Source organism: Erythrobacter sp. W36 (assembly GCF_057364935.1).
This window is the reverse complement of the sequence record NZ_CP200281.1, coordinates 645,888-670,747: the sequence shown is the minus strand read 5'-3', so window position 1 is coordinate 670,747 and position 24,860 is coordinate 645,888. Positions and strand designations below refer to the sequence as shown.

Sequence of the window (24,860 nt, the reverse complement as noted above, 5' to 3'; positions counted from 1 at the left end):
GCGCGAGCACGGCGGCAAGCAGAGCGGTATAGAGCGCTCTCACGTTTCCGCCTTCTTGAGCTCTTCCAGCAGGAGCGGAATATGTTCCAACCTGATGTCGCCAATATGCTGATAACGGATCACGCCCTCGGCATCGATCACATAGGTCTCCGGCACGCCAGATGCGCCAATTTCCAGCATCAGTGACGAGATATCGTCCTTGCCAATGCGGGTGTAGGGGTTGCCGTAGCGCTCGAGGAAATTTGCCACGTCCTCCGGCTTGTCACGGATCGCGACGCCGATGATCTCAACGCCCTGCCCCTCCAGCACTTCCAGCTGCTTTGCCTCGGCAATGCACGGCAGGCACCAGCTCGCCCAGATGTTGAGCAGCTTTGGCTTGCCGCCGATAAAGTCCGCACGCGATGCGCCGGGCATGGTCTCCACCGCCGCGGGCAGTTCAAACTCAGGAAGGGCCTTCTCAACCATGGCCGAGGGGATTTGATCATCCTTCGGCTGGGTCAGCTGATATCCTGCCAGTCCCAAGAAAAAGACGAACAGGCCCAAAGGTATCCATAAAGTCCAGCGCATCAGGCAGGCTCCCCGGGCGCTTCATTGTGCGCTTTACCCTGCGCATCCTTGGCAAGCGCTGGTTCGCCCAGCTCACCGTGCTTCAATGCTTCGGCTTCAGCGCGTTTTTCGGTGCCGCGCAGTACCGCACGGCGGCGTTTCAAGTCTGCACTGACCCGGCCAATAATCGCCAGCGTACCGCCAAACGCAATCAGCAGGCCGCCATACCAGATGAAGGTCACAAACGGCTTCCACCAGATGCGCAGCTGCCAGCGCTGATTGCCATTGGCATCAACCCCGGCGGAATCGCCAATAACGGCGTAGAGCTGCCCATCCCAGCGGGTGAGCAAAGCGCTCTCGCTGGTGGCCTGCGCAGGAGCCCAGAAATTGCGCGCTTGCGGGATCATAACAGCGGCCTCGCCCTCGCCGCGCTGTGCCAGTACTCGGGCCTCCATCGCGGTCCAGTTCGGCCCTGCAATCGGATCGACGCTTTCCAAGGTGATGTTCCACCCGGCCACCTGCTGGCTTTCGCCTGCGATTACCGCCGACAAACGCTCTTTGGTAAAGGCGCTCTCGCTGGCCATGCCGAACAGTGACACCGCGACGCCGAAATGCGCCAGCACCATGCCCCATGTCGCCAGCGGCACGCGCGAAAGCTTTCGTCCCCGAAGCGGCATAAAGGATGCGATCGCAAGGCCCGCCGACAATGCGAGGCCAAGGATTGCCAAGACGGAATAATCGCCCAGCACCGCGACCAGCACCAGCACGCCAAGAATGATCGCGCCGACAATCGCTAGCTCCATTTGAATGCGCGCAGGCTTATCCTCGCGCCATCGCATTAATGGGCCAGCGGCCATCACCAGGAACATCGGCACGGCGAAAATCGCGCTGACCGGATTGAAATACGGCGGGCCAACGGACACGCGAATATCAAACGCCTCCGTCAGCAGCGGATAGAGCGTGCCGAGCAGCACAATCCCGAGGATTGCGGACAGCATGACATTGTTAAACACCAGCGCGCCCTCGCGGCTGGACATGGCAAAGCGCTTGCCTTCTGCCACCGTGCCAGCACGCAAAGCGAAGATCGCGAGGCTGCCGCCGATGTAGATCGCCAGCAGGACCAGGATAAAGCTGCCCCGCTCTGGATCGACGGCGAACGCATGGACGCTGGTGAGCACGCCGGAGCGCACGAGGAAGGTGCCCAGCATGCTCATCGAGAATGCAACCACGCCGAGCATGATCGTCCATGTGCGCAAAGCATCGCGTGCGGCCAGAACGCTGGTCGAATGCAGCAATGCGGTCGCTGCAAGCCACGGCATCAAAGAGGCGTTCTCAACCGGGTCCCAGAACCACCAGCCGCCCCAGCCAAGCTCGTAATAGGCCCAATAACTGCCAGCAGTAATGCCCAGCGTCAGGAACACCCAAGCGCCCAGCACCCATGGCCGCATCACGCGCGCAAATTCCGGGGTCACATTCCGGGTCAGCAGCGCGCCAATCGCAAAACTGAAGGCAACCGACAGGCCGACATAGCCAATGTAGAGCGTCGGCGGATGCAGCGCCAAGCCAATGTCTTGCAGCAGCGGGTTCAGCCCCTGCCCCTCTGGCGCTGGAATGGGCAGGCGCTCAAACGGGTTCGAGCTGAGCAATAGAAAGGCGTAAAAGCCGAGCGCGACGAAGCCTTGCGTCGCCAAAGTTGCCTGCATCGTGCGCACGGGCAAGCGCTTCTCCAGCCAGCCGATCAGCCCGCCGGACAGCGCCATCACCGCGACCCACAGCAGCATGGAGCCCTCATGATTGCCCCAGGTACCTGTCACTTTGTAGAGCATCGGCTTTAGCGAATGCGAATTTGCCGCGACCAGTTTCACCGACAGATCGGTGATCGCAAAGCACCACATCAGCATGAAGAACGCGAGCGTCGCGAGCAAAGCCTGAACCATAGCCGCCGGGCGCATCAATCGCGCCAGCTCGCCATCCTCGCCCTGTTCCTGGCGCAGCGCCAGAACGCCTGCGAACAATTGCAGCGCGGCAAGCGCAGCGGCGAGCCACAGGGCAGCAAGGCCAATCTCTGCAATCATCAGGCGACCTTAATCCGTGTACATCGTGGTGGTGTAGGATTGCTCAGGCGATTGATGCTGCTCCAAGCCTTCCAGCTCGCGCGGCACGTAATTCTCATCGTGTTTCGCCAGCAAGTTGGTGGCGAGGAAAGTGCCGTTTTCCTGCAGGCTGCCATCGGCGACCACGCCGGAGCCCTCCACGAACAGGTCAGGCAAGATACCGCTGTAGCGCACCGGAATGGTCGCGGTTTCATTACCGGTAACGACAAAGGCGACCGTGATCCCATCATCCAGCGTCTCGAGCGAGCCGGGCTGTACCATCCCGCCCAGCCGCACCGCTTTGCCCGCCTCTGGCGGGTTCGCGCTCATTTGCTCCGGCAGATAGAAGAAGTTCGCTTGATTGCGCAGCGCATAGGCAGCCAGCAGGCCCGCCGCGATAACCGCGACAATCGCGATCACAACCAGCACCATCCGCTGATGCTTCGCGCGTAGCCCTGTGCTTGTCTCTGTCATCGCCGCTTCACCTCATCTCGGCGGCGTTCAGCCCGCCGCATGCTTTGCCACGCCCAAATCGTCACTGCGATCAAGGCGCCAATGCCGACCACATAGGCCGCAATTACGTAGTCCCACTGGTTGAGCGCTTCACGCATCAGCTGGTTCCCATAGAAGCGGCAACAGGCACATCATCTTCGAGCGCGCGGCGGCGCAGGCGCGCCTCAACCTGCATTTCCGCGATCAGCGCGCGCATCCGCATTAGCACAATTCCGCCAAACAGCAGCGAGAAACCAAGCACAGCAATCAGCAATGGGATCAGGAATTCACCCGCAATCGCGCTCTTACCAACGGTGATGCTGGGCGGTTGATGCAGCGAGTTCCACCACACGACCGAGCGATTGATGATCGGAATGTTGATCGCGCCGACTATACCGAAAATCGCCACGATCTTGTTCGACCCGCCATCGCGCGCGCTGGCCTGAGCCAGAGCGATGTAGCCTGCATAAAGGAAGAGCAGCACCAGCATGCTGGTAAGCTTAGCCATCCCACACCCACCAGGAGCCCCAGGTGGGCTAGCCCCAGATGGAACCGGTCGCAAGGCAAATTGCGGTGAACACCATGCCCGGCACTGCAACTGCGCGCGCGCCAATCGCGGCGAGCGGGTGCTTCCAAATGAGCAGCGCCGCACTGGACAGCGCAATGCCGGTCCAACCGCCCATGCCGAGCCATGCCGATGGCACGTGAATATAAAGAATGCGGACCGTTTCACCCATCAACCGATCAGGCGGAACGACGAACAGCCCCCAAGCGACCGCGCCCACGGACAGCACAATCCCGCTGAGCAGCAGCACTGGCGTAAGCCAGCGGGCAAGGGAGAGAAAACGGGTTGGGTTGGCGTAGCCGTGCATAAATACCGTTGCTTGTTCGCCGCTGATTTAGCGTACCCTCGCCGCGCGGCAAGGCGCAAAATTATCAACACCCGGTAAGCTTCATGAAACACCGGCAATTCGCGCGGCAGAAACGCGAGGTTGAGCGAGCCAAAAGGCCTAGCCGCGGCCGATCAGCTCTTGCGCCATACGGTCGGCAACTACGTCGGAAGATACGCCCGTTTCCTCGCTCTTGAGCCAGATTTCCTCAAGCCGTTCAGGGATTTGCGCAATCCGCTTGCGAACGTCATTAATGTCACCCGGGGTGCCATTGCGGCGCGCGAGATATTCCAGCGCGACCGAAATAATGCCGCCTGCATTGATGACGTAATCCGGCGCGTAGAGAATTCCGCGCTCCGCCAGCACTTTGCCGTGCTCTGCGCGGGCCAGCTGATTGTTCGCGCCGCCAGCGACGATTGGCGTATCCAGACGGGCAATGCCCTCCTCATCCAGTATCGCGCCGAGCGCGTTGGGGCTGAAGACATCACAGGATGTGCTCATAATCGCGTCCGCGCTGACAGCTTCGCCGCCCAATTCGCGCGCCAATTCCGCTGCGCGGTCGGCGTGAATGTCTGCGAGGGTCAATTTCGCCCCATCTTTTGCCAGCAAGCGCGCAACACCGGCGCCAACGCTGCCCGTGCCCTGCACGGCCACATGCACGCCCTCGACGCTGTCTTTGCCTAGCTTATGGCGAACGGCGGCTTTGATGCCGTGATAAATGCCCATCGCGGTGAACGGACCGGGGTCACCCCCAGCATTGCCCTCGCCCTCTACTGGTAGGCCGGATACATGCGCGGTTTGCTTGGCCACGGCCACCATATCGGCCTCGCTGATGCCGACGTCTTCTGCGGTCACATAGCGGCCGCCGAGTGCTTCAACAGCATCGCCGAATGCGGCCAGCATTTCAGGCGTCTTGGTGCGCGCATCATTGGCCAGGATAACGGCTTTGCCGCCGCCCATAGGCAAGCCAGCCATCGCGTTTTTGTAGCTCATGCCGCGGCTGAGGCGCAGCGCGTCGCGCAGGCCATCTTTGGGATTGGGATAATGCCAGAACCGCGTGCCGCCTGCACCTGGCCCGAGATGCGACGAATGCACGGCAATAATGGCGGTCAAACCGCTCTTGTGCTCGTGCACGACCTGCACGAGTTCGTGTTCGTCAAAGTCCGGTTCGGTCCAGAATGCGGTCATCAGCGATCAAGCCCCAGTTCAATTGGCGGTGCGCTTTGCATGACCACGCATCGAAAGGGGGCATTGAAGGGGGAAAATGGGGCGACCGAGGGAGCTCGAATCCCCGACCTCCGGTACCACAAACCGGCGCTCTAACCAACTGAGCTACGATCGCCATATGCCCCGTCTCAACGCAACCTAAGTCGCTGCCAAGCCTACGCAGGGGGGCGTGTTACGCGTGCTGACGGCCTGGTCAAGGCCGCTTGCGTGCGGGGCGAGCCTGTTGCACAAACACAGACCCGTGTGAAGCGAAAACTGCGCGGAAATCGCATTTGCGCAAGAATATTTCGCTCCGTTCTTTGGGCCGCGTTGGCGATGCGCGAATTGGACCGGGTTTCCGCGAATCTTTGGCCGCCTATTTGCGAGGCCTGCACGCGGTGCAGTCGCGCCTCAACAGCGCCCTAGTGCTGAACGGTGAGATTGAGGCCAACTGCCCCGATCAAGATCATACCGATAAAGGCAAATTGCAGCGCGCTCAGCCGTTCATCAAAGGCGAAAATGCCGATTATGCTGATCGCCACGATCCCCACGCCAGACCAGATCGCATAGACGATGCCCACCGGGATCACTTTCATCGCGGGCGCAAGCATCCAGAAACACGCCGAATAGCAAAGGATGGAGAGCACGCCCCACTGCCATTTCTCAAAGCCATTCGACAGCTTGAGCAGGAATGTGCCGGTCACCTCCAGCACGATGGCGATACCAAGAAAGACCCATGCGTTCATGCCCGCAGAGACTAGCGCTGCGCGGGTGATTGGCAATGGCGGCTTTGAAGGCACCTTTGGGCAAACAAAAAGGGCGGCCCCGCAGGACCGCCCCATTGATGCGATGTTGCCATCGCAAATTTCACTAAGCACTTATTTCTTAAGCGAAAGACCGCCAAAGCGCTTGTTGAACGCAGCAACACGGCCGCCTTCTTGAATTTGCTGCTTGCCGCCAGTCCAAGCCGGGTGGCTGGTCGGGTCAATATCAAGCGCCAGAGTGTCGCCTTCTTTTCCCCAGGTGGAGCGTGTCTGAAACTCTGTACCATCGGTCATCTTGACCGTGATCATGTGATAATCTGGGTGTGTATCGGCCTTCATGGCGGTATATCCTTCGTAGCTTTCGCCGGTACCGACCGGCTGCGCTGTTGAATTGAGAAGCGGCGCGTTTAGCGCTCCTGCTCAAAAATGCAAGAGTAGTTTCGATACGATCACAAAGTGATCGCAAGGGCCTTGTGCCCGCCCGCAGCGATGCGACCGTCAGGTCGCTTGAGCGAGGAAAGCAAAGTGAGCGAACGCGAACGCTGGCGCTTGAAGCCTAATCAAGAAGGCGGGTCAGCAATCATCGCGGTGAACTCAACCTCGCAAGAGGTTTTGCCCTCAACGCTCGCCTTGCCTTTGAACTTATAGACCCGGCTGCGCTTCTGGAGGAATTCGACATTGAGATCGAGCAAGCAGCCCGGTGTCACTGGCGCGCGGAACTTTGCGTTCTCAATCCCCATGAAGATCACCAGCTTACCGGTGCCCGAAAGCTCCAGCGTTTCAATCCCAAGGATCGCCGCCGCCTGAGCCAAAGCTTCAATCTGGAGCACACCCGGCATGATCGGAGCGCCAGGGAAATGCCCCTGAAAGAACTCCTCATTCATGCTCACGGCTTTCACCGCATGGATGCGCTCGCCCAGATCAATGGTGCGAACCCGGTCAACCAGCAGCAATGGATAACGGTGCGGCAGTGCTTTCAGGATCTTGTGGATGTCATAGTCCACTATCTGTTCCGCGCTGGCCGGTGTTTCCGAACCCTCACTCATGCCTTGCCCCCTTACGTTATCTGTTGCTGCTGCTCAGCCCAATTGGGCTTAGCGTCCTTCAGGAGCCTGCGCTGCTGGCTGCTGTTGTTGCTGCTGAGCGGCCTGCGCTTGCTGAATGGCCTGAGCCTGCAGCAGCACTTGCTGGATCTGCTGGAACACAGCGACCGAATTGCGGTTTGGCTGCCATCCTTGAGCGGGCACGATGGTGACGCTTGGAACCTTTGCGTTGAGAGCAGCGGTTACTTGCTGGCTGATATCGGCCTGAGGCGGCGCATAGATGATTGCATCAGGCGATACGATCATTTGGATCGATTGCGCCTGCACCACTTCTTGCAGCGAAGCGGAATATTGCATGAGAATTTGCTCAACCGCATAGACACGCGCACCATCGATTTGCGCGGTCAGCGTTTGAATTTCCTGGTCAATCGCCTGGATACGCGTGGTTTGCGTGGCGTTTGCTGCCGCTGCCTGCTCGGCCTCGTCCAACTGATTGTCGTTATTCGTATCAAGCTGTTGCAGCAGCGTCTGACGCTCTTGATTGCGCGCGCGGCGCGTGTCGATTTGCGACTGATAGGTAGTCGAAATCTGTTGGTAAGCGGTTTGGAAAGCGGTGGTGCCGATAACAACACGCGCGGTGTCGACGGTCGCGACATTGCCCTGCACCTGAGCGGTTGCAGGCACAGCAACGGCTGCAGACAGAGTGAGGCCCGCAATCGCGAGCGACTTAGCAAAGAATTTCATTAGAACTGAGTTCCTACGTTGAATGAAAATGTTTTGGTCTCATCGCCTTCGACACTGCGCAATGCATGCGCAAAGTCGATGCGGAATGGTCCAAAGGGTGAATTCCAGTTGACGCCGATGCCGACAGTCACACGTGGTGATGGGGAGTCGCCCAAGAACACTTCTTGGAAGCCTGTGCGGAACAGGGCGTTTGGAGTTCCATCAGCCGCGACGGGATCAGATGTGATTGTTCCATCGGTTTCTTGAAAAAGCTGCGGTGACGAAACAAGCAGCGGATCCGTGATCCCCCATAATGCGCCAACATCAGCAAAAATTGATGGCCGGAGGCCAAGCTCCCTTGCGCCAGTGCCGAGCGGAATTTCCAGCTCAGCGCGGCCCAAGTAGAACTTGCGACCACCAAGCGCATCATCGCGCGATTGATCTCGGTCAAGAATGGGATTGCCGTCATTATCGAGTGGGCGGCGCAGGATACGCGGCCCAACACCGCGAATATCAAACCCGCGGATCTGCGGTTCACCCAGGAAGAAACGATCAGTCAGCAATACATCATCGACGCCTACTCCCGGACGATCATCCAACGGAATAATCGAGCCGCCTTCCGCGCTAAGCGAGAAGATGAAGCCGCTACCAATGTTAAAGTACTGCGTACCTTTGGCGCGAAGGCGAAGATATTTCACATCCCCTCCCAAGTCGGCGAACTCGGTCGTAAAGTTGATATTTGCGCCGCGTGATGGGCGGATGCGAGAGTTCAGCGTGTTATACGCCAGACTTACCCCGAGAATTGAGCTCAATCGCTCACCCAGCGCATCGCATAGGAAACGTCCAGCAAGCTCTGGATCGCAGGTCAGATTGCCGTCACCATTGCTGTCAGAAAAGAACTGGTCGCCCAAGTTCACATCGTCATAATTGAGCGTGTAGCTACCGACCAGTGACAGGAACTCTGTCAGCGGCACACCGCCGCGAAGCGAAAAGCCTGTTGTCGCCTGCTCGAACGAAGGCGCGCGGTTGTTGCGCAGGAAACTCGGGTTCTCGAAATCGCGGCGATAGACGTCGACCCCAGCCGAGATGTTACGATCAAACACATACGGATCTGAGAAGCTGAGCTGAGCTGAACGTGAGAAACGCGAGTAGTTGAGGCTCAAACCAACGGTTTGGCCGCGGCCACGGAAGTTCCGCTGACGAATGCTGCCGGAGAGAATGAAGCTCTCAATCGATGAGAAACCAGCGGAGAATTGCAATTCTCCGGTTGGTTGCTCTTGCACGTTTGCTTCGAGCACAATCCGGTCCGGCTGGCTGCCCTCAACCTGGTTGACCTCAAAGTTCTCTTGGAAATAGCCGAGCGAAGCAATCCGAGCGGTAGTCCGCTGAACGCCAATCGAGTTAAATGCATCGCCTTCGCTGATCCGGAATTCACGGCGGATAACCTTATCCTGGGTCAGCGTGTTGCCGTTGACATCGACACGCTCAACATAAACGCGCGGCGCCTGACGTAGGATGAAGTTGATGTTCATCGTCAGGTTGTCTTTGTCGCGGTCGAAACGCGGCTGAACATCTGCAAAGGCATAGCCAAAGGTACCGGCCAAATCGGACAATTGCTCAACCGTGTCCTCGACCGATTTAGCATCATACCAATCGCCGGATTGCATCGGCAGACGGCCAGCAAGCGCATCGCCATCAAAATCGCGGATCTGGCTCTCAACTTCGACATTGCCGAATTTGTAGCGCTCGCCCTCTTCCACCACATAGGTGATGATGAAGTCTTCTTTGTCCGGGGTCAGCTCAGCAACGGCTGAGACAACGCGGAAATCGGCATAGCCTTCAGTGAGGTAGAACTGACGCAGTTTCTGCTGGTCAAAGGCCAGACGGTCAGGGTCATAGCTGGTGTTGGAGCTGAAGAAGCTGGTAAGGCGCGCTTGCTTCGTCACCATTTCGCTGCGCAGCTCGCCATCAGAAAACTCTTCGTTCCCGATGATGTTGATCTGGCGAACTTTGGACTTCGGCCCCTCGCTGATCTCAAACACGATATCGACGCGGTTTTGCGGCAATTGAACCATCTTCGGCTCAACCGTGGCGGCAAAGCGGCCTTGTCGTTTGTACAGCTCAATGATCCGAGCAACGTCGGCGCGGACCTTCGAGCGCGTAAAGATTTGCCGCGGCGCGAGCTTGATCTCAGGCACGATCTTGTCGTTTTTGATCCGCTCATTGCCTTCCAGCACGATGCGGTTGATCAATGGGTTCTCAGTTATGTTGATGATGACGTTGCCGCCATCATTGCGGATCGAGAAGTTCGCGAAGAGCCCAGTTGAGTTCAGGTCCTTAAGCGCAGCATCCGCGCCAGCCGTGGTGTATTCCTGACCCACACGCAGACGGATATAGCTGAGAATTGTAGCTAAACTCGAGCCGCTCTGAGCCAACCACGCTGATCGAGCGGATCGTATCGGCCGCTGGTGCGGGCGCTGGCGCTGGAGCCTGTTCGGCTTGCTCTTCTGCCTGCTGCGCGGTTGCGGCTTCGCTGGGCTCGGCCTGATCCTGCGCCAAGGCCGCCTGCGGAAGGCTGACAAGAGCGCTGGTGCACAAAAGTGCAATGGAGAGCCGCCCGGCTGACTTAGCAGACACGGCGTCTGTCTCGCTGCATCGATTCATTGAGTAAGTGTTCCCGTCTAACCCGTATCTAATCACGCACGCCTGCCCCGGGGCATGATCCCATCATAGGCTGTTACAGCACAGATTTGCCTGTGCCCGATGCTGCCTGCGCAATCAAGCGGAGAGACCCGCCAATTGCCGTTCACCGGACCCCTTTCCCCGGTTAACTGCCAAATATTGATCCGAAGACCGGCAGCGAAACGAGGTCGTTCACCGTTACGACCACCATGAAAACCAGCACCAAACCTATCCCGGTGCGATATGCATATTCGGTCGCTCGTGGTCCCACTGGCTTCTTACGAACCGCTTCCGCAGCATAAAATGCCAGGTGGCCACCATCGAGTGCAGGGATTGGCAAGAAGTTGATGAATGCCAAATTAAGCGAGATCAATGCGGCGAAGTTCACGAAAGCGACGAGGCCTAGGCTCAATTGCTCGCCAGAAAATTTGGCAATCTTTACAGGCCCGCCCAGCTCTTTGATCGAGCGATCGCCGACCAAAATCTGTTTTATGCCGGTCACCATCATCTTGGTGATTTCCCAGCATTGGCTGGCCGCGAGCGGGATGGATTCCAGAATGCCAACGTCTTTAAAGACATATTCTGCCTCAACCGGAGCAACTCCGATCAGGCCTATTGTGCCCGTGTTACCGAAATTATCGGTCTGCTCGACGCTGGCGATGGTCAGCGGAATATCGATCTGAGCGCCATCGCGCTCCACGCCGATAACAATCGATTTGTTCGGATAAAGCGCGATATTCTCGCGAATCTCCTCAAAGTCTGCGATGGCATCGCCGTCGATCGCAACGATCAAATCGCCAACCTCCAGCCCCGCATCGCGCGCGGCGGATTCTTCGGCAAACTCGCCAATCTGACGGGTGTCGACTTCGCTTTCGATCTTGGGCTGGCCATAGATCGTGAAGAAGGCAGCAAAGATCGCGATTGCCACTAGTAAGTTTGTGACCGGACCAGCGGCGACAATCAGCGCGCGCTTCCACAGGGCCGCGTTCTGAAAGCATCCCGGCTCTGCCGGAGCATCGGGATTGGGAACGCTGGCTGGATCCATATCGCCCTTAAACTGGACATATCCGCCCAATGGCAGTGCGGAGAGTTTCCACCGCGTCCCGTGCTTGTCGGTGCGGCCAAACAGCTCTTTGCCAAATCCGACCGAGAATGCCTCTGCCTTCACGCCGAACCAGCGGCCCACCAGATAGTGCCCCAGCTCGTGCACTGTGACGAGCGGCCCCAGCAGCAATATGAAGCCAGCGGCGTACATCCAGATAGGGGGCGATTCAAACAAGTTCAGAGCTTTCCAACAATTCGCGTGTCCGCGCGCGGGCCTCGGCATCGATGCTCAGCACATCGTCCAACCCTTGCGGCGCAGCCACGCTATAACGATTTAAGACATGCTCGACCACTACGGCAATCCGGGTGAACCCAATCTGACCGGCTAGAAAGGCGGCAACCGCGACTTCATTGGCTGCGTTGAGTGTGGCCGGTCCGCCGCCGCCAGCATGGATCGCCTCACGCGCCAACCTGGTGGCTGGGAAACGTGCCTCGTCCGGGGCGAAGAATGTGAGCTCTCCAATGCTGGGCAGATCGAGCGGCTCCATCGGCGTTTCCATTCGCGCGGGATGCGCAAGGCAGGATGCGATCGGCACGCGCATGTCGGACGGGCCAAGCTGCGCCAGAGTTGAGCGGTCTTTGTATTCCACCATGGAGTGAATAACGCTCTGTGGGTGCACAACGATCCCGAGGCGGTCCAGGCCGACTGGAAACAGATGATGCGCCTCAATGAATTCCAGTCCTTTGTTCATCATCGTCGCGCTGTCGACGCTGATCTTCGCGCCCATGTCCCAATTCGGATGCGCGACGGCTTGCTTTGGCGTGGCCGCATCCAGCTGAGCCTGCGTCCATTCACGGAAAGGCCCGCCGCTTGCGGTAAGAGTGATGCGCGCGACATCCGCAATGTCGTTGCCCGCGAGGCATTGGAAGATCGCATTGTGCTCGCTGTCGACGGGCAGCAAGGTCGCGCCATATTTCGCAACCGCTGCCGTCATGACGTCACCAGCGGAAACCAGCGCTTCCTTATTGGCGAGCGCGATGGTCCCGCCCTGCTCTATCGCTGCCATCGTTGGAGCGAGCCCAGCGCAGCCTACAATCGCCGCCACTGTCAGATCGGCTCCGCGCGCCGCCGCATCGCGCAGCGCCTGAGCGCCGCCTGCCGCCTCGATCCCGCTATCGCCGAGCGCCGCGCGCAGATCGCCAAGGCAGTTCTCATCGCCAACCACCGCAATCCGCGCATCAAACTCGCGCGCCAGCGCGGCAAGCTCTTCTGCCGAACAATTCGCGGTCAACGCCTCAACCTGCCAGTCATCGCGGTTGCGCCGGATCAGATCGAGCGTTGAGGCCCCCACTGACCCTGTTGCACCAAGAATTGTTATCGAGCGGGTCATCGTCGCATTACCCAAAGAAAATTCGCGTGCATGCGAGCACAAAGAAAACGGCGATGAAGCCATCAAGCCGGTCGAACACGCCGCCATGGCCCGGGATCAGCTTGCCAGAATCCTTCGCGCCTGCGCGCCGTTTCATCCAGCTTTCAAAGAAATCGCCTGCCTGTGCTAACACTGCGATTAGCGTCCCGGCCGCCACGGGCGCGATCAGGTTCGCAGCACTAAAGCCCTCCGGCGGAACTGCGCCAAAATGGGCGGCCTCTGGAAAGAAGTATTGCACGGCAATCGCAACCACGCTGGCCGCGAAGATCCCGCCGCCCAGCCCTGCCCAGGTTTTGGACGGGCTGATCTTGGGCGCGATCTTCGGCCCGCCAATCGCGCGGCCCGCGAAATAGGCGCCAACATCCACCGCGATTATCGGCAGGATGAACCCGATGAGCATAAAGAACGGCACATAGCTTTGCCGCACCTCAACCATGGCCAGTGCCGCGCCGCCAACATAGATCGCGCCAAAGAACAACCACAGTACCTCGGTCACCGGCGATTTCGCAAACGCCTTTGCCAGCAGGTTCCATTCCCACAGAACGAGCCCAGCCAGCAGCGCGACAAACGCAATCCAGAACCATCCGCCCAGCCACAGCGCAATGCTGGAGACGCCAACCATCACCACGGCTGAGGCCAGCCGCACCGGCAAGTCTGCGTTCTTGGAAGTCGGCCTATCCGCCTCTGCGCCCGTCATGCCATCAGCGTCCGCCAAAGCGTCTCTCCCGCTGCGCGAAATTATCCAACGCCTCTTGCAAATGCGCCGGTTTGAAGTCCGGCCAAAGCGTATCGACAAACAGCATTTCGGCATAGGCCGATTGCCACAGCAGGAAATTCGACAGGCGAACCTCGCCGCTGGTGCGGATCAACAGATCGAGCGGCGGCAAATCCGCCGTGTCGAGATGCGCCGCAATCGCCGCTGGCGTCACATCACCAATCGCTGCCGCCTTTGCCGCCGCGCGCGCGATCTCGTTTTGCGAACCGTAATTGAGCGCAACCGCCAGCGTGTTTGAACCGCCAGAGGTTTGCTCCAAAGCGTCTTCGAGCATGGCGACAATATCTGGTGCCAGCCCCTGCCAATCGCCAATAATCTTTAGCCGCACGTCATTGGCGACAAATTCCGGCAAGTCCGATTTGATGAACTCGCGCATCAGGTTCATCAGATCATCGACTTCGTCTTCGGATCGCTTCCAGTTTTCTGATGAAAACGCATAGAGCGTTAGGCAATCAAGGCCCATGCCGCCGACATTGCGCACCAGTTCGCGCACCGCCTCGACACCGCGTTGATGGCCAATGGCGCGCGGCAAGGCGCGCTTCTTCGCCCAGCGGCCATTGCCATCCATAATGATCGCGACATGCCGGGCGCGACTGGCCTCTGATTGCTTCCCCATCAGAGCCTGACCTTACTGGGTCAGGATCTCCTGCACTTTTTTGTCCACGACAGTGTCGATCTCAGCGACATATTTGTCGGTCAGCTTCTGCACGTCTTCTTCGTGGCGCTTGCGCTCGTCCTCTGAGATGTCTTTGCTCTTCTCATCGGCCTTTAGCGATTCCATCCCGTCGCGACGAACATTGCGCACAGCGATTTTAGCTTTTTCGCCGTACTCACCTGCCAGCTTGGCGAGCTCCTTGCGGCGCTCCTCGGTCAGGTCCGGCATTGGCAGACGCACGGTCTGACCGTCGGTCATGGGGTTGAGGCCAAGATTGGCCTTCGTGATGCCCTTCTCAACCGCGCTAACGTTCGACTTGTCCCACACCTGCACGCTCAGCATGCGCGGCTCTGGCGAAGAAACGGTCGCCACTTGGGCCAGCGGCATCATCGCGCCGTACACTTCGCAAACCACCGGATCGAGCAGGCTGACATTGGCACGGCCTGTGCGCAAACCGCCCAGATCGCTCTTCAATGATTCCACTGCGCCGTTCATCCGGCGCTCGATATCGGCCTTATCGTATTGAGCCATAGGTCAGGCTTCCTCTTTCACAATTGTTTGTACGCCGCCGCCATCAAGCACGCGCACGACGTTCCCTTTTTCACGGATTGAGAACACCACTATCGGGATATTGTTCTCGCGGCAAAGGGCAACGGCGGTTGCATCCATCACCTTCAAATTGTCAGACAGCACTTTGTCATAGGAAATCGCATCAAAGCGCGCGGCATCCGGGTTTGTCTTCGGGTCGCTGTCATAGACGCCGTCGACGCTGGTGCCCTTCATTAGTGCATCACAGTTCATCTCCGCCGCGCGCAAAGCCGCGCCGGTATCTGTGGTGAAGAATGGGTTGCCCGTGCCGGCTGCGAAAATCACGATGCGGCCCTTCTCAAGATGCCGCTCTGCACGGCGGCGAATATAAGGCTCGCACACCGTGCTCATCGGAATGGCGGATTGCACCCGGGTCGGCACGCCCGCCTGCTCCAGCGCGTTTTGCATCGCCAGCGCGTTCATGATGGTGGCCAGCATACCCATGTAATCGCCAGTGGTCCGGTCGAGCCCGCGCGCAGCCCCCGCAACGCCGCGAAAGATATTGCCGCCGCCAATGACTAGGCAAATCTCCAACCCGGTGTCTTTGGCCGCCTTCACTTCCTCGGCCAGCCGAGCGACATAGGCGGGGTCAATCCCGTAATCCTGCTCCCCCATCAACACCTCGCCTGAGAGCTTCAAGAGAACGCGTTTCATTTCGGGAAGGGCCATGGGTCGTTTGCTTTCTGGCAGAATGTGTCTTTGCCCCTCGCCCTTATCCGGCAGGCGCTATGATGCCAAGAGCATTAGCAGTAATTGCGCCGCCTTGGGGTTTGCATGAGCGTGCAAAAGCTGTGAATGCTGCGTTTCGATGATTGGCGATAGGCCGACAAAGGGACCCCAATGATCCGCCGATTGTTCTTGCTTGCTCTGGTGATTGGATTGGTACTGGCCGTAAAGGCATGGTCCGACACGATGGGCGCGCCCGCCGCCAAGCGCCACGTTGTCGAAAGCGACGAGCTGGCCCCGGGCGCGGCGCCGATCACCATTGCCTTGATCAGCGATATTCACGTGGCCGGGCCAGATATGCCGCCCAGCCGCCTGCGCGAAATCGTCGCCCAGATAAACGCGCTGGAGCCGGATCTGGTCGCAATCGCGGGCGATCTGGTGAGCGAGAAACGCACGGCCACGCATATCTACACTGCCAAGGAAATTGTCGCTCCGCTCGGTGAGCTAAGCGCGCCGCTGGGCACCGTTCTGGTGCCGGGCAATCATGATCACTGGTTCGATTGGCCCGGGCTTGAAAGCGAGCTTGCGAAAATTGAGAATATGACCGTTCTCGCCAATGAGGCGGCGCAAATCGGGCCGCTCGCCATCGCTGGTATCGACGATGACTTCACCGGCAAAGCGAACCTGCCGCTGGCTCTGGAAGGGATGGCAGCGCTGACCGGCCCGCGCATTGCGCTCACCCACAGCCCGGACATCTTCCCTCAGGTTCCGGTGAATTTCGACCTCGTGCTCGTCGGCCACACACACTGCGGACAAATCGCCTACCCCTGGGGCGGCGCGCCCGCGACGATGTCAGACTACGGCGATCTCTACGCCTGCGGCGTGGTGAAGCAGCACGGCAAAACACTGATCACCGGCGCGGGCTTGGGGACGAGCCTGCTGCCAATCCGCCTGTTCACGAAGCCCGAGATTTGGCTGATCGAGGTGCGGGCTGTGGGGCGGTGAGAGGAGCCTAAGCAAACACTTCCCTTGCAAGGGAAGTTTCATTCCGAGCAACAAGTCGCTAGCTATTCTCGATGGATGTCGACTCTGACTTGGATGAAGTGGCAAAAGGCCTAAAAAAACTCAGCAAAAAGATGCCTCGCTCGGTTGAAATGCGCATTGGCAGCACGCTGAACCATTTTGAAAAGTCGCTGGTCTTACGCGACGTCGATCTAGAAATGTCGTCATTCCGGGCGATTTGCGGAGAAGAAGAAGCTTCCGCTGCTGTGATATCTGCGCTGCATCATCGCAGGTATGAGAATGCAAGCCGCCTCAATGTCAGAAGCCATCAGCACAAATGGGCAATTGTTGGTTGCATGTTGGCGCTTTCAGCATCTTTACAGCCAATCCTCAGTGAGTTTCAGCTTCACATGGACTTCGCGAAGGTGCGAATTGATCTGAAAATCCCGTTGTCAAACTTCGGCGTTAGCGGTGGTGACACTGTGGCGTTCCAGCCTGTAGAGCCGCTAGACTTTGTTCATTCAAAGCACGGCATGGGAGACGCCTACGCTTTTGAAGAAGAGCTTGCAGCTTTAGCTCATGGTTCAAAGTTCGAGAGCATCAAAGAACTGGTGAAGGCGATGGCCAACTCCCGAAATCGGTTGCTTTACGCGAGCGACAAGGAACTGCCGAAGAGCAAAGCCACATGGCAGCAACTTGACGTTCGTCGCTCGCGAGCCGTTACGCTTCTGGTAATTGCCGTCATGATTCTCCAATCCAAAAAGAAGCTGGCCACGATTCGACAGGCTTTACCTGCCGTTCTAAAAGTTATCGGCAGGCTTCCCAATACGACGACTTCATGAGTTACCATCCAACGCCATAACCTGCGTTCCAGCCTGCACGCTTCCGCCCTGCGCCTGCTCCGCATAGCCGCTGTGCCAAACGAGCGCAGACAGGGCGATCCAGGTTGTGAACATCACCGCATAGGTCCAGCGGCGCGGCCATAGTTTTGCCACCAGCATTGTCGCCGCTGCGGTGCCGCCCAACGCGACCAAGGCAGCGATTGCGATCTGCTCGCCAGCGCCTGTTAGCGAGGCTTCGATGGCCATGGTCGCCCATTGCGCGGGCAGCAGTACGAGCAGCCAATCGGGCAAGGCGCCGGGCTCTTTCCATGCGGTGAGGATGATTGCCGCCTCGCCCGCGACCACTGCCAAGGCAATCCACCAGCCCTTCGCCCCTCCCGATAGCGCAAAAAGAGCCCCACGCGCCGCAAAGCTGACGGCTGCGACAAGGAAGGCCAGCGCGGTGAAAGCGGGATGCGGCAGGCTCGCCGTTCCCAATGCGAGCGCCAAGATCGCAAGGCCAGACCCCGCCAGAACAGCCAGCACAATGCCGACCCAGAACCGCCCGGCTGCTGCCGCTCCGATCATGCCTGCCCCCATCAGGCCTATCGCCAGTAAAGGAGCCGCTGCCGCGCCGATCTCTGCCGCATCAGGCGAACCTGCGGTCACAGCCATAAAACTGGCTTAGCGCCAAAAACCCTGCCAGCGCCGCAAAAGTCCATGCGAGCCAGGGCCATGTGATTGGCTGAGATTGCAAATTTGAGGTCATCGCCGCGACACTGGTTAAAGCGCCCAGCATTGTCGAGCCGGAACTACCTATCGAACCTAAAAGCGCGCGATGGCTAGAGACTACAACTGCAACAAAAAGGCCGCCGCAGCGTGGTGCTGCGACGGCCCTAAATTGTATTTGCGAGTTCCCGCGCAGGCGGGAACCTCTCTCGTCTCGGAACAGCATGCGGTCCCCGCCTACGTGGGGACTCACACCTGAACTTTTGAGCCTTAGCCCTTAAGCGTCGCAGCCACTTCTGCTGCGAAGTCTTCTTCTTCCTTCTCGATGCCTTCGCCGAGTTGGAAGCGGACGTAGTCCTTCAGGACGATCTCAGAACCAGCTTCTTTGCCGGTGCGAGCGACGACTTCTTCAACCGTCGCCTTGTTGTCCATCACGAACATCTGGCTGAGCAGAGCGTTCTCTTTAGCGAACTTCTTGATCGCGCCTTCGACCATCTTTTCCTGCACGTTCTCAGGCTTGCCGCTTTCAGCCGCTTTTTCCTGAGCGATTGCGCGTTCGCGAGCGATCACGTCGGCATCGAGGCCTTCAGCGTTGAGCGCTTGCGGGAACATCGAGGCGATGTGCATCGCCAGCTGCTTACCAAGCGGCTCAAGCACGTCTGCGCCTGCTTCGCTTTCCAGAGCAACCAAAACACCGATCTTGCCGAGATTGTCGGCTGCGGCATTGTGCATATACGCAACGACAGAGCCCTTCTCGACAGAAACGCTCTTCATCCGGCGAACCTGCTGGTTCTCACCAATGGTTGCAACATTGTCGGTCAGCTTGTCAGAGACGTTGCCGCCATCTGGGTAAGCCGCGCCTTTGAGCGCTTCGACATCGTCGCTGCCCAGCGTCAGAGCAACGTCTGTGGTCTTGCGAACGAAGTCCTGGAACTGGTCGTTCTTCGCGACGAAGTCTGTCTCAGAGTTCACTTCGACAGCAACGCCCGACGTGCCGGATACGGCGACGCCAACCAGGCCCTCTGCCGCGGTGCGGCTGGACTTCTTCTGTGCGGTTGCAAGGCCCTTGGCGCGCAATGCGTCAACAGCTGCTTCAATATCGCCGCCCGCTTCAACGAGGGCTTTTTTGGCGTCCATCATGCCTGCGCCCGTTTTTTCGCGCAGTGTCTTCACGTCAGCGACGGTGAAATCGGCCATTTCTGAATTCCTTCAAAAAATAAATTGGTCGCCGGGCCCCAATCAGGATGCCCGGCGCGTGTATCAGTGAGTGTGCCAGCGCGCGTTTCGTGCGCTGACGAGGCGGCCTGTGATTAGGCTGCCGGTGCTTCTGCAGGTGGCTGCTCCATGGAGCCAATGTCTGCGCCCGAAGCCGCAGCCGCGCCGCCGCGGCCAGCAACAGCCGCATCGCCAATTGCTTGGCAATACAGGCGTACTGCGCGGGTTGCATCGTCATTGCCCGGTACGGGGAATGCGATGTTGGAAGGATCGACGTTGGTGTCGAGCACTGCGATCACAGGGATGCCCAGAACAGCAGCTTCTTTAATGGCCAGCTCTTCCTTGTTGGCATCGATTACGAACATCACGTCCGGAATGCCGCCCATATCGCGGATGCCGCCAAGTGACAGCTCCAGCTTGTCGCGCTTACGCGTCAGCTGCAGAACTTCTTTCTTGGTGAAACCGCTGGTGTCGCCCGAAAGCTTTTCCTCAAGCGACTTCATTTCCTTGATCGAACCGCTGATGGTCTTCCAGTTGGTCAGCATGCCGCCGAGCCAGCGGTGGTTTACAAAGTGCTGGCCGCACGCGCGGGCGATCTCAGCGATCGGCTCTTGTGCCTGGCGCTTCGTGCCAACGAACAGAACCTTGCCGCCTGCGCGGGTGGTTTGCTCAACAAAGTCGAGCGCGCGTGCAAACAATGGCACGGTTTGCGACAAGTCAATGATGTGAACACCGTTGCGGGCGCCGAAGATATACGGCTTCATCCGCGGGTTCCAGCGGTGAGTCTGGTGGCCGAAGTGTGCGCCGGCCTCAATCAATTGCTGCATCGTGACGGTAGTGGCCGCCATAGGTAATTCCTTTCCGGTTAGTCCTCTGGAAGGCAAGGAACCTGCTGGTGGAGAGCCCTCCAGCGGCACCGGTATAAAGCGCCTTCCATGTGAATTTCGCACGATCAGGATGAAGCGATTCGCCTCGCCTGTTCCTGCGATGGAGGGGCCATTAGCGCCCATCCCACACAAAATCTAGTGTAAAGAGCACATTTGGAACACAAGTGGAACAAAAGTGCTTGACGCAATGGAACAGCTCGTAAACAAGGCACTCAGAACAAATGTGGAACGTCAGGGTATGTAACCTGATCATGCGTTCCAGCGAATGAAGGCGTGAAGGAGCAATTCCATGATTTTCTATCTGCTGGCCAGCCTGTTTACCGCAGCGACCCTGAGCGCTTTTGTTAGCCTTACCGATAGCGGGCTGCGCCTGCGCAACGCCTTTATCGGGCTTCAGCGTGAACGCAGCCTCGCCGATGCGGGCTTTGTCCCTCATGTAGAAGCTACCGAAGTTCGCTTGCGCCCAGCGGCCCCCAGCTATCGCGGGTCAGCCACTCGGCCATTTGCGCGCCGCCTGCCTAACCGTCTGTCTGCGCTGCAAGACGTCGCTGCCGCTTAATCCGTCCGTATTTGATCAACCCATACGGCATCAGCGCCAGATAACCGATGCTGAGTATGATCAGCAGCCACCATGGCTCCAGCAGCAGCGCGGCAAACGCCATCGCCGATATCACAATCACAGATAGCCTGATGGCCCGGCGCGGACGCAGAGCGCCCCAGCTGAGCGTCGCCATGTTGGAAATCAGCAGAAATGCGATCACCGTCAGCCACAGCGCGATGAGCAATGGATCGCGAAATGCATCATTGCCCGTCTCAATCCAGAAATAGAACGGCAGGAACGCAAGCCCTGCCCCAACGGGCGCTGGCACTCCGGTGAGAAAGCCCGCTGACTTGTGCGGCTGATCATCGACATCAATCTGAGCGTTGAAGCGCGCCAGGCGCACCGCGCAGCAGATGGCAAAAGCGAGCGAGGCAAACCAGCCGAAACGCGGCAGGTCTTGCAGCACCCATAGATACAGAATGATCGCAGGCGCCATGCCGAATGAAAGCGAGATCGGCCAGGCTGTCGAGCTCAGCCCCAAAGCGCGATTGAGCGTTGAGCAATCGCGCAATGCGTCCGTCCACCCCGTCGAGCACGGCGGCAATAACCACGGCCAGGATCGCCAGACCCCATTCTCCGGTAATGGCAAAGCGTATTCCGGTCAGGCCCGCACAAAGCGCGCCAGCCGTAATCGCATTGGGCAGCATCGCCCTAAGCGACAAACCTTTGGGGTCAGCCGCGCCGGGCAAGCCATCATCTTCGGCGGCCTTCGGCCCGACGCGCGGTGCGCCTTTGGTTATCTCGGCCTGATTGTCATCCTGCCCAGATAGACCTGTGGGTTCACTCACTGAGAGATGCCTTCGAGCAATTTCTGCTCGCCAAGCTCAGCCAGAATTGTTTCGCCCGCAATGATTTTCTGGCCCAGCAAAACCTTAGGCGCTGTGCCCATGCGGCAGATAGACATCCACCCGGCTGCCAAACCGGATCAGGCCGACGCGCTGCCCTTTGGCAACCGTGTCACCGGGCTTCACGAATGGGACAATCCGGCGCGCGACAAGGCCCGCGATCTGAGTGAAACCGATCTGCACGCCGTCGCCGCGATCCACCAGAATATGCTGGCGCTCGTTCTCTTCGCTGGCCTTATCAAGATCAGCGTTCACGAACTTGCCGGGGATGTAGATCACGCGGCGAATAGCGCCTAGCCACGGGCGCACGATTGATGTGAACATCAAACACACTCATGAAAATCGAAATCCGAGTGACCGGCCCTTCGGGTAGGCCCGGCGTGCCCGAGCCATCATCAATGGTCAGCTCGGGCGGAGGCTCAGTCTGCGTGATCAGCGAGACGAGGCCGTCGGCGGGCGCGACAATTGAGTTATCCGATTGCGGCACAACCCGCTCAGGATCGCGGAAGAATGCGAACACCCCGGCCGATAATGCCAGCAACGGCCAGCCGATAATCTCCCAATCAACCCATGGGCTGAGGAAGAAGAGGCTGATCGCAACGGCAATCACGCCATATTTGCGTCCTTCAGGGTGGATCGGCGGCCAGCTCCAGCTGACATCACCGCGTCCTTCGTTATCGAGTATTTCTCCGGCCATGCGTGCCATCTAGGAGCTGAGCTGCGCCCTCGCAAGCAATGCCGCGATTTCTGCACCCAGCTTTATCGCTGTGCTACGGATGGTCAGCCCTTCGAAAAAGCTCAATAAGGTGTCGCATTCATTCACTCTTTAGTTATCTATTTACCTTAAATCGCGCAGGTATGAATGAGATCAGGAACATCGTTAATGCGCGCTGGCGCGGTGAAACACCAATCTATGTGATTGGTTTGGCGCTGATGGCGCTGTGCATTGGCCTGCTAGCAGCGCGCGGAATTGCGCCGAGCTTCGGTGCCACTTGGGTCAACACGCGCCTGTTTGGTATGTGCTTGGCTCTGATCGCCGTGGTCGATGTCGCGCGCCAGCTTTTCAAACATCGCCCAGATAGCCCAATCGCCTTTCTCAGGGCGCGCTACTCAGCGCCTGATTTTTTGATCAAAGCCTTGGCTGGCCTGCCGATGCTGGCGGTCGCGATTGTATTGCTGCCGTTCTTCTCGAAGATGAAGTCCGCCATCCCGCTGTTCAACGATTACACATGGGATGACACTTTCGTAGAATGGGACCGCGCGATCTTCTTCGGCTACGACGCATGGGAAGTACTCCAGCCAGCGCTCGGCTTCCCCGTTGTGACCGCATTCCTTGCGTTGCTCTACCATTTGTGGATCTTGCTGCTCTATCCAGGAGTGCTGTTTTTCGCTTTCGGCAAAATGGGCAGCGATCTAAGGCGGCAATTCTTCCTGACATATGTGCTCAGTTGGAGCCTCATTGGCGGCGCGATGGCGACATGGCTCGCCTCGGTTGGTCCAGTGTTTGTTGGTCCCCTGCTGGGTGACACGCGCTTTGACGAACAGATGGCCTACCTCAGAGCGGCGAACGAACAGGTCCCGATTATGACCCTCAAGGTGCAGGATATGCTGATCGAGTGGTTCCAAGCCGACGCCAATGGCCTCGGCAGCGGGATCACCGCAATGCCGTCGATGCACGTCGCGATCGCATTTCTCTTTTGGATCGCCATGCGCCAGATATCACCGCGCCTCGGCATGTTCTTCGCCGCGTTCTTCGCGATCACTTGGATCAGCAGCGTTCATCTCGCCTACCACTATGCCGTGGACGGGCTGGTATCCGTGATCGCCGTCTCAGCAATCTGGTGGGGTTCCCGGCAGATCATTACCGCCTGGGACCGTTTCCTAGAGGCGCGCGGTCAGGCCGCTTTGCGCACGAACACTGTCCCAGCCGAATAGCCTGCGCCAAAGCTGCAGATAAGGCCGGTGTCGTCGGCCTTCATATCCTCGCTGTGCAAATGGAAAGCGATGATCGAGCCCGCGCTTGATGTGTTGCCATAGGTGTCGAGCACCGTCGGGCTTTCATCATCGCTTGCCTCATGGCCCAGCACCTTTTGCGCGATTAGGCGGTTCATGCCGGAGTTCGCCTGGTGCAGCCACATCCGGCGCAGCGTCTTGGGATCAATCTGAAGCCGTTCTGCCTCGTCCAGGATCATCTGCGCGACCATCGGCACGACTTCCTTGAACACCTTGCGCCCCTCTTGCACGAACAACTTGTCAGCAGTGCCCGCAGTCTCTGGCGTCGCGCGATTAAGGAAGCCGAAATTGTTTCGGATGTTGTTGGAGAACACCGTCTTCAACTTCGTGCCGAGAATGTCCCAATGCGCCGCCGGGGCAATCGCTGCATCTTCCACCAGCACAGCGGTGGCGACATCGCCAAAGATAAAGTGACTGTCGCGGTCGCGCCAATTGAGGTGGCCAGAAGTGATCTCTGGGCTCACCACCAGCACGCTTTTCGCATTGCCCGCGCGGACATAATCCGCCGCCGTTTGAATGCCGAACGTCGCCGATGAGCACGCGACATTCATGTCAAAGCCAAATCCATCAATGCCCAGCGCCTGCTGGATCTCGATCGCCATCGCCGGATAGGCGCGCTGCATGTTGGAGGCCGCGCACAGCACCGCGTCCACATCCTTGGCCTCGCGCCCGGCCTTTGCCAAAGCCTCGCGCGCGGCGATCACGCCGATCTCTGCCATGATGGATAGTTCGCCGTCAGGCCGCTCTTCCCAGCGCGGCGACATCGTGTCCGGCGCCAGGATCGGGGCCTTACTCATCACGTGGCGCGCTTTGATCCCGCTCGCCTTTTCGATGAACTCAACCGAGCTGTAAGTCAGCGCCTCTGCCTCGCCCGCCGCAATCGCATCGGCGTGCTCGGCATTGTGGCGGTCCACAAAAGCGTTGAAGCTCGCGACCAGCTCTTCATTGGTGATCGATTCTTCCGGCGTGAACAGGCCAGTGCCTGAGATGACGGGGCGATGGGTCATGTCTGGGGAGGTGTGCATGACAGTGCAATTAGGCAGGCAGATGTGCCGGGGCAAGAGCCAGCGCGCGAACGTCCACCCCGCGATGCGCAATTGCACAAAGAAAACGGGGCTCAGCACTGCCGAGCCCCGTCATCATTAATTTT

At 58.7% G+C, this 24,860-nt stretch carries 25 protein-coding genes, 1 tRNA gene and 3 pseudogenes; 4 read left to right on the top strand and 25 right to left on the bottom strand.

Features of this window, described 5'->3' with window-relative positions:
- Nucleotides 1–39: 39 nt before the first annotated feature.
- From AC0V6U_RS03340 to pyrH, 18 genes and pseudogenes are all read right to left on the bottom strand, one after another.
- On the bottom strand, nucleotides 40–567 hold the full coding sequence (locus tag AC0V6U_RS03340) for a DsbE family thiol:disulfide interchange protein (RefSeq protein ID WP_472644800.1): 528 nt from the start codon (nucleotides 565–567) through the stop codon (nucleotides 40–42).
- Complete coding sequence (locus AC0V6U_RS03335) at nucleotides 567–2,621, bottom strand: heme lyase CcmF/NrfE family subunit (protein WP_472644799.1); 2,055 nt, start codon at nucleotides 2,619–2,621, stop codon at nucleotides 567–569. The genes AC0V6U_RS03340 and AC0V6U_RS03335 overlap by 1 nt, the downstream gene beginning before the upstream one ends.
- A gap of 9 nt (nucleotides 2,622–2,630) precedes the next feature.
- Nucleotides 2,631–3,113, bottom strand: a complete 483-nt coding sequence (gene ccmE / locus AC0V6U_RS03330) for a cytochrome c maturation protein CcmE (protein ID WP_472644798.1) — start codon at nucleotides 3,111–3,113, stop codon at nucleotides 2,631–2,633.
- Nucleotides 3,110–3,250, bottom strand: coding sequence for a hypothetical protein (locus AC0V6U_RS03325; RefSeq protein ID WP_472644797.1), 141 nt, complete (start codon nucleotides 3,248–3,250; stop codon nucleotides 3,110–3,112). Before AC0V6U_RS03325 ends, ccmE begins: the two co-directional genes overlap by 4 nt.
- Nucleotides 3,250–4,003 (bottom strand): annotated as a pseudogene (ccmC, locus tag AC0V6U_RS03320) (heme ABC transporter permease CcmC). Before ccmC ends, AC0V6U_RS03325 begins: the two are co-directional and overlap by 1 nt.
- Nucleotides 4,004–4,141: 138 nt before the next feature.
- Complete coding sequence (locus AC0V6U_RS03315; RefSeq protein WP_472644796.1) at nucleotides 4,142–5,209, bottom strand: Leu/Phe/Val dehydrogenase; 1,068 nt, start codon at nucleotides 5,207–5,209, stop codon at nucleotides 4,142–4,144.
- Nucleotides 5,210–5,286: 77 nt separating this feature from the next.
- A tRNA-His gene (locus AC0V6U_RS03310) sits at nucleotides 5,287–5,363 on the bottom strand.
- Nucleotides 5,364–5,649: 286 nt separating this feature from the next.
- Nucleotides 5,650–5,973, bottom strand: a complete 324-nt coding sequence (locus AC0V6U_RS03305; protein ID WP_472644795.1) for a DMT family transporter — start codon at nucleotides 5,971–5,973, stop codon at nucleotides 5,650–5,652.
- Nucleotides 5,974–6,105: 132 nt separating this feature from the next.
- Nucleotides 6,106–6,330, bottom strand: a complete 225-nt coding sequence (gene rpmE / locus AC0V6U_RS03300) for a 50S ribosomal protein L31 (RefSeq protein WP_472639169.1) — start codon at nucleotides 6,328–6,330, stop codon at nucleotides 6,106–6,108.
- A gap of 221 nt (nucleotides 6,331–6,551) precedes the next feature.
- A complete protein-coding gene (fabZ, locus tag AC0V6U_RS03295; RefSeq protein ID WP_472644794.1) occupies nucleotides 6,552–7,037 on the bottom strand; it encodes a 3-hydroxyacyl-ACP dehydratase FabZ in 486 nt (161 codons plus the stop codon).
- Between the two features lie 48 nt (nucleotides 7,038–7,085).
- Nucleotides 7,086–7,778: an OmpH/Skp family outer membrane protein gene (locus tag AC0V6U_RS03290; RefSeq protein WP_472644793.1), complete on the bottom strand. Its 693-nt coding sequence runs from the start codon at nucleotides 7,776–7,778 to the stop codon at nucleotides 7,086–7,088.
- Nucleotides 7,778–10,421 (bottom strand): annotated as a pseudogene (gene bamA / locus AC0V6U_RS03285) (outer membrane protein assembly factor BamA). Before bamA ends, AC0V6U_RS03290 begins: the two are co-directional and overlap by 1 nt.
- Nucleotides 10,422–10,584: 163 nt before the next feature.
- Nucleotides 10,585–11,694: an RIP metalloprotease RseP gene (rseP, locus tag AC0V6U_RS03280; protein WP_472644792.1), complete on the bottom strand. Its 1,110-nt coding sequence runs from the start codon at nucleotides 11,692–11,694 to the stop codon at nucleotides 10,585–10,587.
- A 16-nt stretch (nucleotides 11,695–11,710) separates the two neighbouring features.
- Nucleotides 11,711–12,874 (bottom strand): 1-deoxy-D-xylulose-5-phosphate reductoisomerase, encoded by a 1,164-nt coding sequence (gene dxr, locus AC0V6U_RS03275; RefSeq protein WP_472644791.1) that lies wholly within the window; start codon nucleotides 12,872–12,874, stop codon nucleotides 11,711–11,713.
- Between the two features lie 7 nt (nucleotides 12,875–12,881).
- The gene (locus AC0V6U_RS03270) at nucleotides 12,882–13,628 is read right to left on the bottom strand and encodes a phosphatidate cytidylyltransferase (RefSeq protein ID WP_472644790.1); all 747 of its coding nucleotides are present in this window, start codon (nucleotides 13,626–13,628) and stop codon (nucleotides 12,882–12,884) included.
- Nucleotides 13,615–14,304 (bottom strand): polyprenyl diphosphate synthase, encoded by a 690-nt coding sequence (uppS, locus tag AC0V6U_RS03265; protein ID WP_472644789.1) that lies wholly within the window; start codon nucleotides 14,302–14,304, stop codon nucleotides 13,615–13,617. Before uppS ends, AC0V6U_RS03270 begins: the two co-directional genes overlap by 14 nt.
- A 12-nt stretch (nucleotides 14,305–14,316) precedes the next feature.
- Nucleotides 14,317–14,874: a ribosome recycling factor gene (gene frr, locus AC0V6U_RS03260; RefSeq protein WP_472644788.1), complete on the bottom strand. Its 558-nt coding sequence runs from the start codon at nucleotides 14,872–14,874 to the stop codon at nucleotides 14,317–14,319.
- 3 nt (nucleotides 14,875–14,877) lie between these two features.
- Nucleotides 14,878–15,600 (bottom strand): UMP kinase, encoded by a 723-nt coding sequence (pyrH, locus tag AC0V6U_RS03255; protein ID WP_472644787.1) that lies wholly within the window; start codon nucleotides 15,598–15,600, stop codon nucleotides 14,878–14,880.
- Nucleotides 15,601–15,771: 171 nt separating this feature from the next.
- Here pyrH and AC0V6U_RS03250 point away from each other — a divergent pair, with 171 nt between their 5' ends.
- Nucleotides 15,772–16,602: a metallophosphoesterase gene (locus tag AC0V6U_RS03250; RefSeq protein ID WP_472644786.1), complete on the top strand. Its 831-nt coding sequence runs from the start codon at nucleotides 15,772–15,774 to the stop codon at nucleotides 16,600–16,602.
- Between the two features lie 89 nt (nucleotides 16,603–16,691).
- Nucleotides 16,692–17,441, top strand: a complete 750-nt coding sequence (locus AC0V6U_RS03245; RefSeq protein ID WP_486169369.1) for a hypothetical protein — start codon at nucleotides 16,692–16,694, stop codon at nucleotides 17,439–17,441.
- Here the strand turns inward: AC0V6U_RS03245 and AC0V6U_RS03240 are convergent.
- The 3 genes from AC0V6U_RS03240 to rpsB all read right to left on the bottom strand — a co-directional run bounded on the left by AC0V6U_RS03240 (nucleotide 17,436) and on the right by rpsB (nucleotide 20,212).
- Nucleotides 17,436–18,095 carry a hypothetical protein gene (locus tag AC0V6U_RS03240; protein ID WP_472644784.1) on the bottom strand — a complete coding sequence of 220 codons (660 nt, stop codon included), beginning with the start codon at nucleotides 18,093–18,095 and terminating at the stop codon, nucleotides 17,436–17,438. The two genes, AC0V6U_RS03245 and AC0V6U_RS03240, sit on opposite strands and share 6 nt — an antisense overlap.
- 324 nt (nucleotides 18,096–18,419) lie before the next feature.
- Nucleotides 18,420–19,346: a translation elongation factor Ts gene (gene tsf / locus AC0V6U_RS03235; RefSeq protein WP_472644783.1), complete on the bottom strand. Its 927-nt coding sequence runs from the start codon at nucleotides 19,344–19,346 to the stop codon at nucleotides 18,420–18,422.
- A gap of 113 nt (nucleotides 19,347–19,459) precedes the next feature.
- On the bottom strand, nucleotides 19,460–20,212 hold the full coding sequence (gene rpsB / locus AC0V6U_RS03230; protein ID WP_472639181.1) for a 30S ribosomal protein S2: 753 nt from the start codon (nucleotides 20,210–20,212) through the stop codon (nucleotides 19,460–19,462).
- A 328-nt stretch (nucleotides 20,213–20,540) separates the two neighbouring features.
- On the opposite strand from rpsB, the gene AC0V6U_RS03225 reads away from it, so the two are divergent.
- Entirely contained in the window at nucleotides 20,541–20,810 is a 270-nt protein-coding gene (locus AC0V6U_RS03225) for a hypothetical protein (protein ID WP_472644782.1), read from the top strand.
- On the opposite strand, the gene AC0V6U_RS03220 is transcribed toward AC0V6U_RS03225, so the two are convergent.
- From AC0V6U_RS03220 to AC0V6U_RS03210, 3 genes and pseudogenes are all read right to left on the bottom strand, one after another.
- Entirely contained in the window at nucleotides 20,770–21,195 is a 426-nt protein-coding gene (locus tag AC0V6U_RS03220; RefSeq protein WP_472644781.1) for a CDP-alcohol phosphatidyltransferase family protein, read from the bottom strand. The genes AC0V6U_RS03225 and AC0V6U_RS03220 overlap by 41 nt on opposite strands.
- The gene (locus tag AC0V6U_RS03215) at nucleotides 21,164–21,640 is read right to left on the bottom strand and encodes a CDP-alcohol phosphatidyltransferase family protein (protein ID WP_472644780.1); all 477 of its coding nucleotides are present in this window, start codon (nucleotides 21,638–21,640) and stop codon (nucleotides 21,164–21,166) included. The genes AC0V6U_RS03220 and AC0V6U_RS03215 overlap by 32 nt, the downstream gene beginning before the upstream one ends.
- A pseudogene (locus AC0V6U_RS03210) lies at nucleotides 21,637–22,394 on the bottom strand (phosphatidylserine decarboxylase). Before AC0V6U_RS03210 ends, AC0V6U_RS03215 begins: the two are co-directional and overlap by 4 nt.
- 161 nt (nucleotides 22,395–22,555) lie before the next feature.
- Here AC0V6U_RS03210 and AC0V6U_RS03205 point away from each other — a divergent pair.
- Entirely contained in the window at nucleotides 22,556–23,632 is a 1,077-nt protein-coding gene (locus AC0V6U_RS03205; protein ID WP_472644779.1) for a phosphatase PAP2 family protein, read from the top strand.
- On the opposite strand, the gene AC0V6U_RS03200 is transcribed toward AC0V6U_RS03205, so the two are convergent.
- Nucleotides 23,593–24,717, bottom strand: a complete 1,125-nt coding sequence (locus tag AC0V6U_RS03200; RefSeq protein ID WP_472645692.1) for a beta-ketoacyl-ACP synthase III — start codon at nucleotides 24,715–24,717, stop codon at nucleotides 23,593–23,595. The genes AC0V6U_RS03205 and AC0V6U_RS03200 overlap by 40 nt on opposite strands.
- Between the last annotated feature and the right edge of the window lie 143 nt (nucleotides 24,718–24,860).

Excerpts from the sequence above, each read along its gene's own strand:
- AC0V6U_RS03205 (WP_472644779.1), top strand. The coding sequence starts at position 22,556 with ATGAATGAGATCAGGAACATCGTTAATGCGCGCTGGCGCGGTGAAACA.
- dxr (WP_472644791.1), bottom strand. The coding sequence starts at position 12,874 with ATGACCCGCTCGATAACAATTCTTGGTGCAACAGGGTCAGTGGGGGCC.
- frr (WP_472644788.1), bottom strand. The coding sequence starts at position 14,874 with ATGGCTCAATACGATAAGGCCGATATCGAGCGCCGGATGAACGGCGCA.
- AC0V6U_RS03335 (WP_472644799.1), bottom strand. The coding sequence starts at position 2,621 with ATGATTGCAGAGATTGGCCTTGCTGCCCTGTGGCTCGCCGCTGCGCTT.
- AC0V6U_RS03200 (WP_472645692.1), bottom strand. The coding sequence starts at position 24,717 with ATGACCCATCGCCCCGTCATCTCAGGCACTGGCCTGTTCACGCCGGAA.
- rpmE (WP_472639169.1), bottom strand. The coding sequence starts at position 6,330 with ATGAAGGCCGATACACACCCAGATTATCACATGATCACGGTCAAGATG.
- AC0V6U_RS03305 (WP_472644795.1), bottom strand. The coding sequence starts at position 5,973 with ATGAACGCATGGGTCTTTCTTGGTATCGCCATCGTGCTGGAGGTGACC.
- AC0V6U_RS03240 (WP_472644784.1), bottom strand. The coding sequence starts at position 18,095 with ATGGCTGTGACCGCAGGTTCGCCTGATGCGGCAGAGATCGGCGCGGCA.
- rpsB (WP_472639181.1), bottom strand. The coding sequence starts at position 20,212 with ATGGCGGCCACTACCGTCACGATGCAGCAATTGATTGAGGCCGGCGCA.
- AC0V6U_RS03325 (WP_472644797.1), bottom strand. The coding sequence starts at position 3,250 with ATGCGTGAAGCGCTCAACCAGTGGGACTACGTAATTGCGGCCTATGTG.
- fabZ (WP_472644794.1), bottom strand. The coding sequence starts at position 7,037 with ATGAGTGAGGGTTCGGAAACACCGGCCAGCGCGGAACAGATAGTGGAC.
- uppS (WP_472644789.1), bottom strand. The coding sequence starts at position 14,304 with ATGGGGAAGCAATCAGAGGCCAGTCGCGCCCGGCATGTCGCGATCATT.
- AC0V6U_RS03290 (WP_472644793.1), bottom strand. The coding sequence starts at position 7,778 with ATGAAATTCTTTGCTAAGTCGCTCGCGATTGCGGGCCTCACTCTGTCT.
- AC0V6U_RS03315 (WP_472644796.1), bottom strand. The coding sequence starts at position 5,209 with ATGACCGCATTCTGGACCGAACCGGACTTTGACGAACACGAACTCGTG.
- rseP (WP_472644792.1), bottom strand. The coding sequence starts at position 11,694 with ATGTACGCCGCTGGCTTCATATTGCTGCTGGGGCCGCTCGTCACAGTG.
- AC0V6U_RS03225 (WP_472644782.1), top strand. The coding sequence starts at position 20,541 with ATGATTTTCTATCTGCTGGCCAGCCTGTTTACCGCAGCGACCCTGAGC.
- pyrH (WP_472644787.1), bottom strand. The coding sequence starts at position 15,600 with ATGGCCCTTCCCGAAATGAAACGCGTTCTCTTGAAGCTCTCAGGCGAG.
- AC0V6U_RS03250 (WP_472644786.1), top strand. The coding sequence starts at position 15,772 with ATGATCCGCCGATTGTTCTTGCTTGCTCTGGTGATTGGATTGGTACTG.
- ccmE (WP_472644798.1), bottom strand. The coding sequence starts at position 3,113 with ATGACAGAGACAAGCACAGGGCTACGCGCGAAGCATCAGCGGATGGTG.
- tsf (WP_472644783.1), bottom strand. The coding sequence starts at position 19,346 with ATGGCCGATTTCACCGTCGCTGACGTGAAGACACTGCGCGAAAAAACG.
- AC0V6U_RS03340 (WP_472644800.1), bottom strand. The coding sequence starts at position 567 with ATGCGCTGGACTTTATGGATACCTTTGGGCCTGTTCGTCTTTTTCTTG.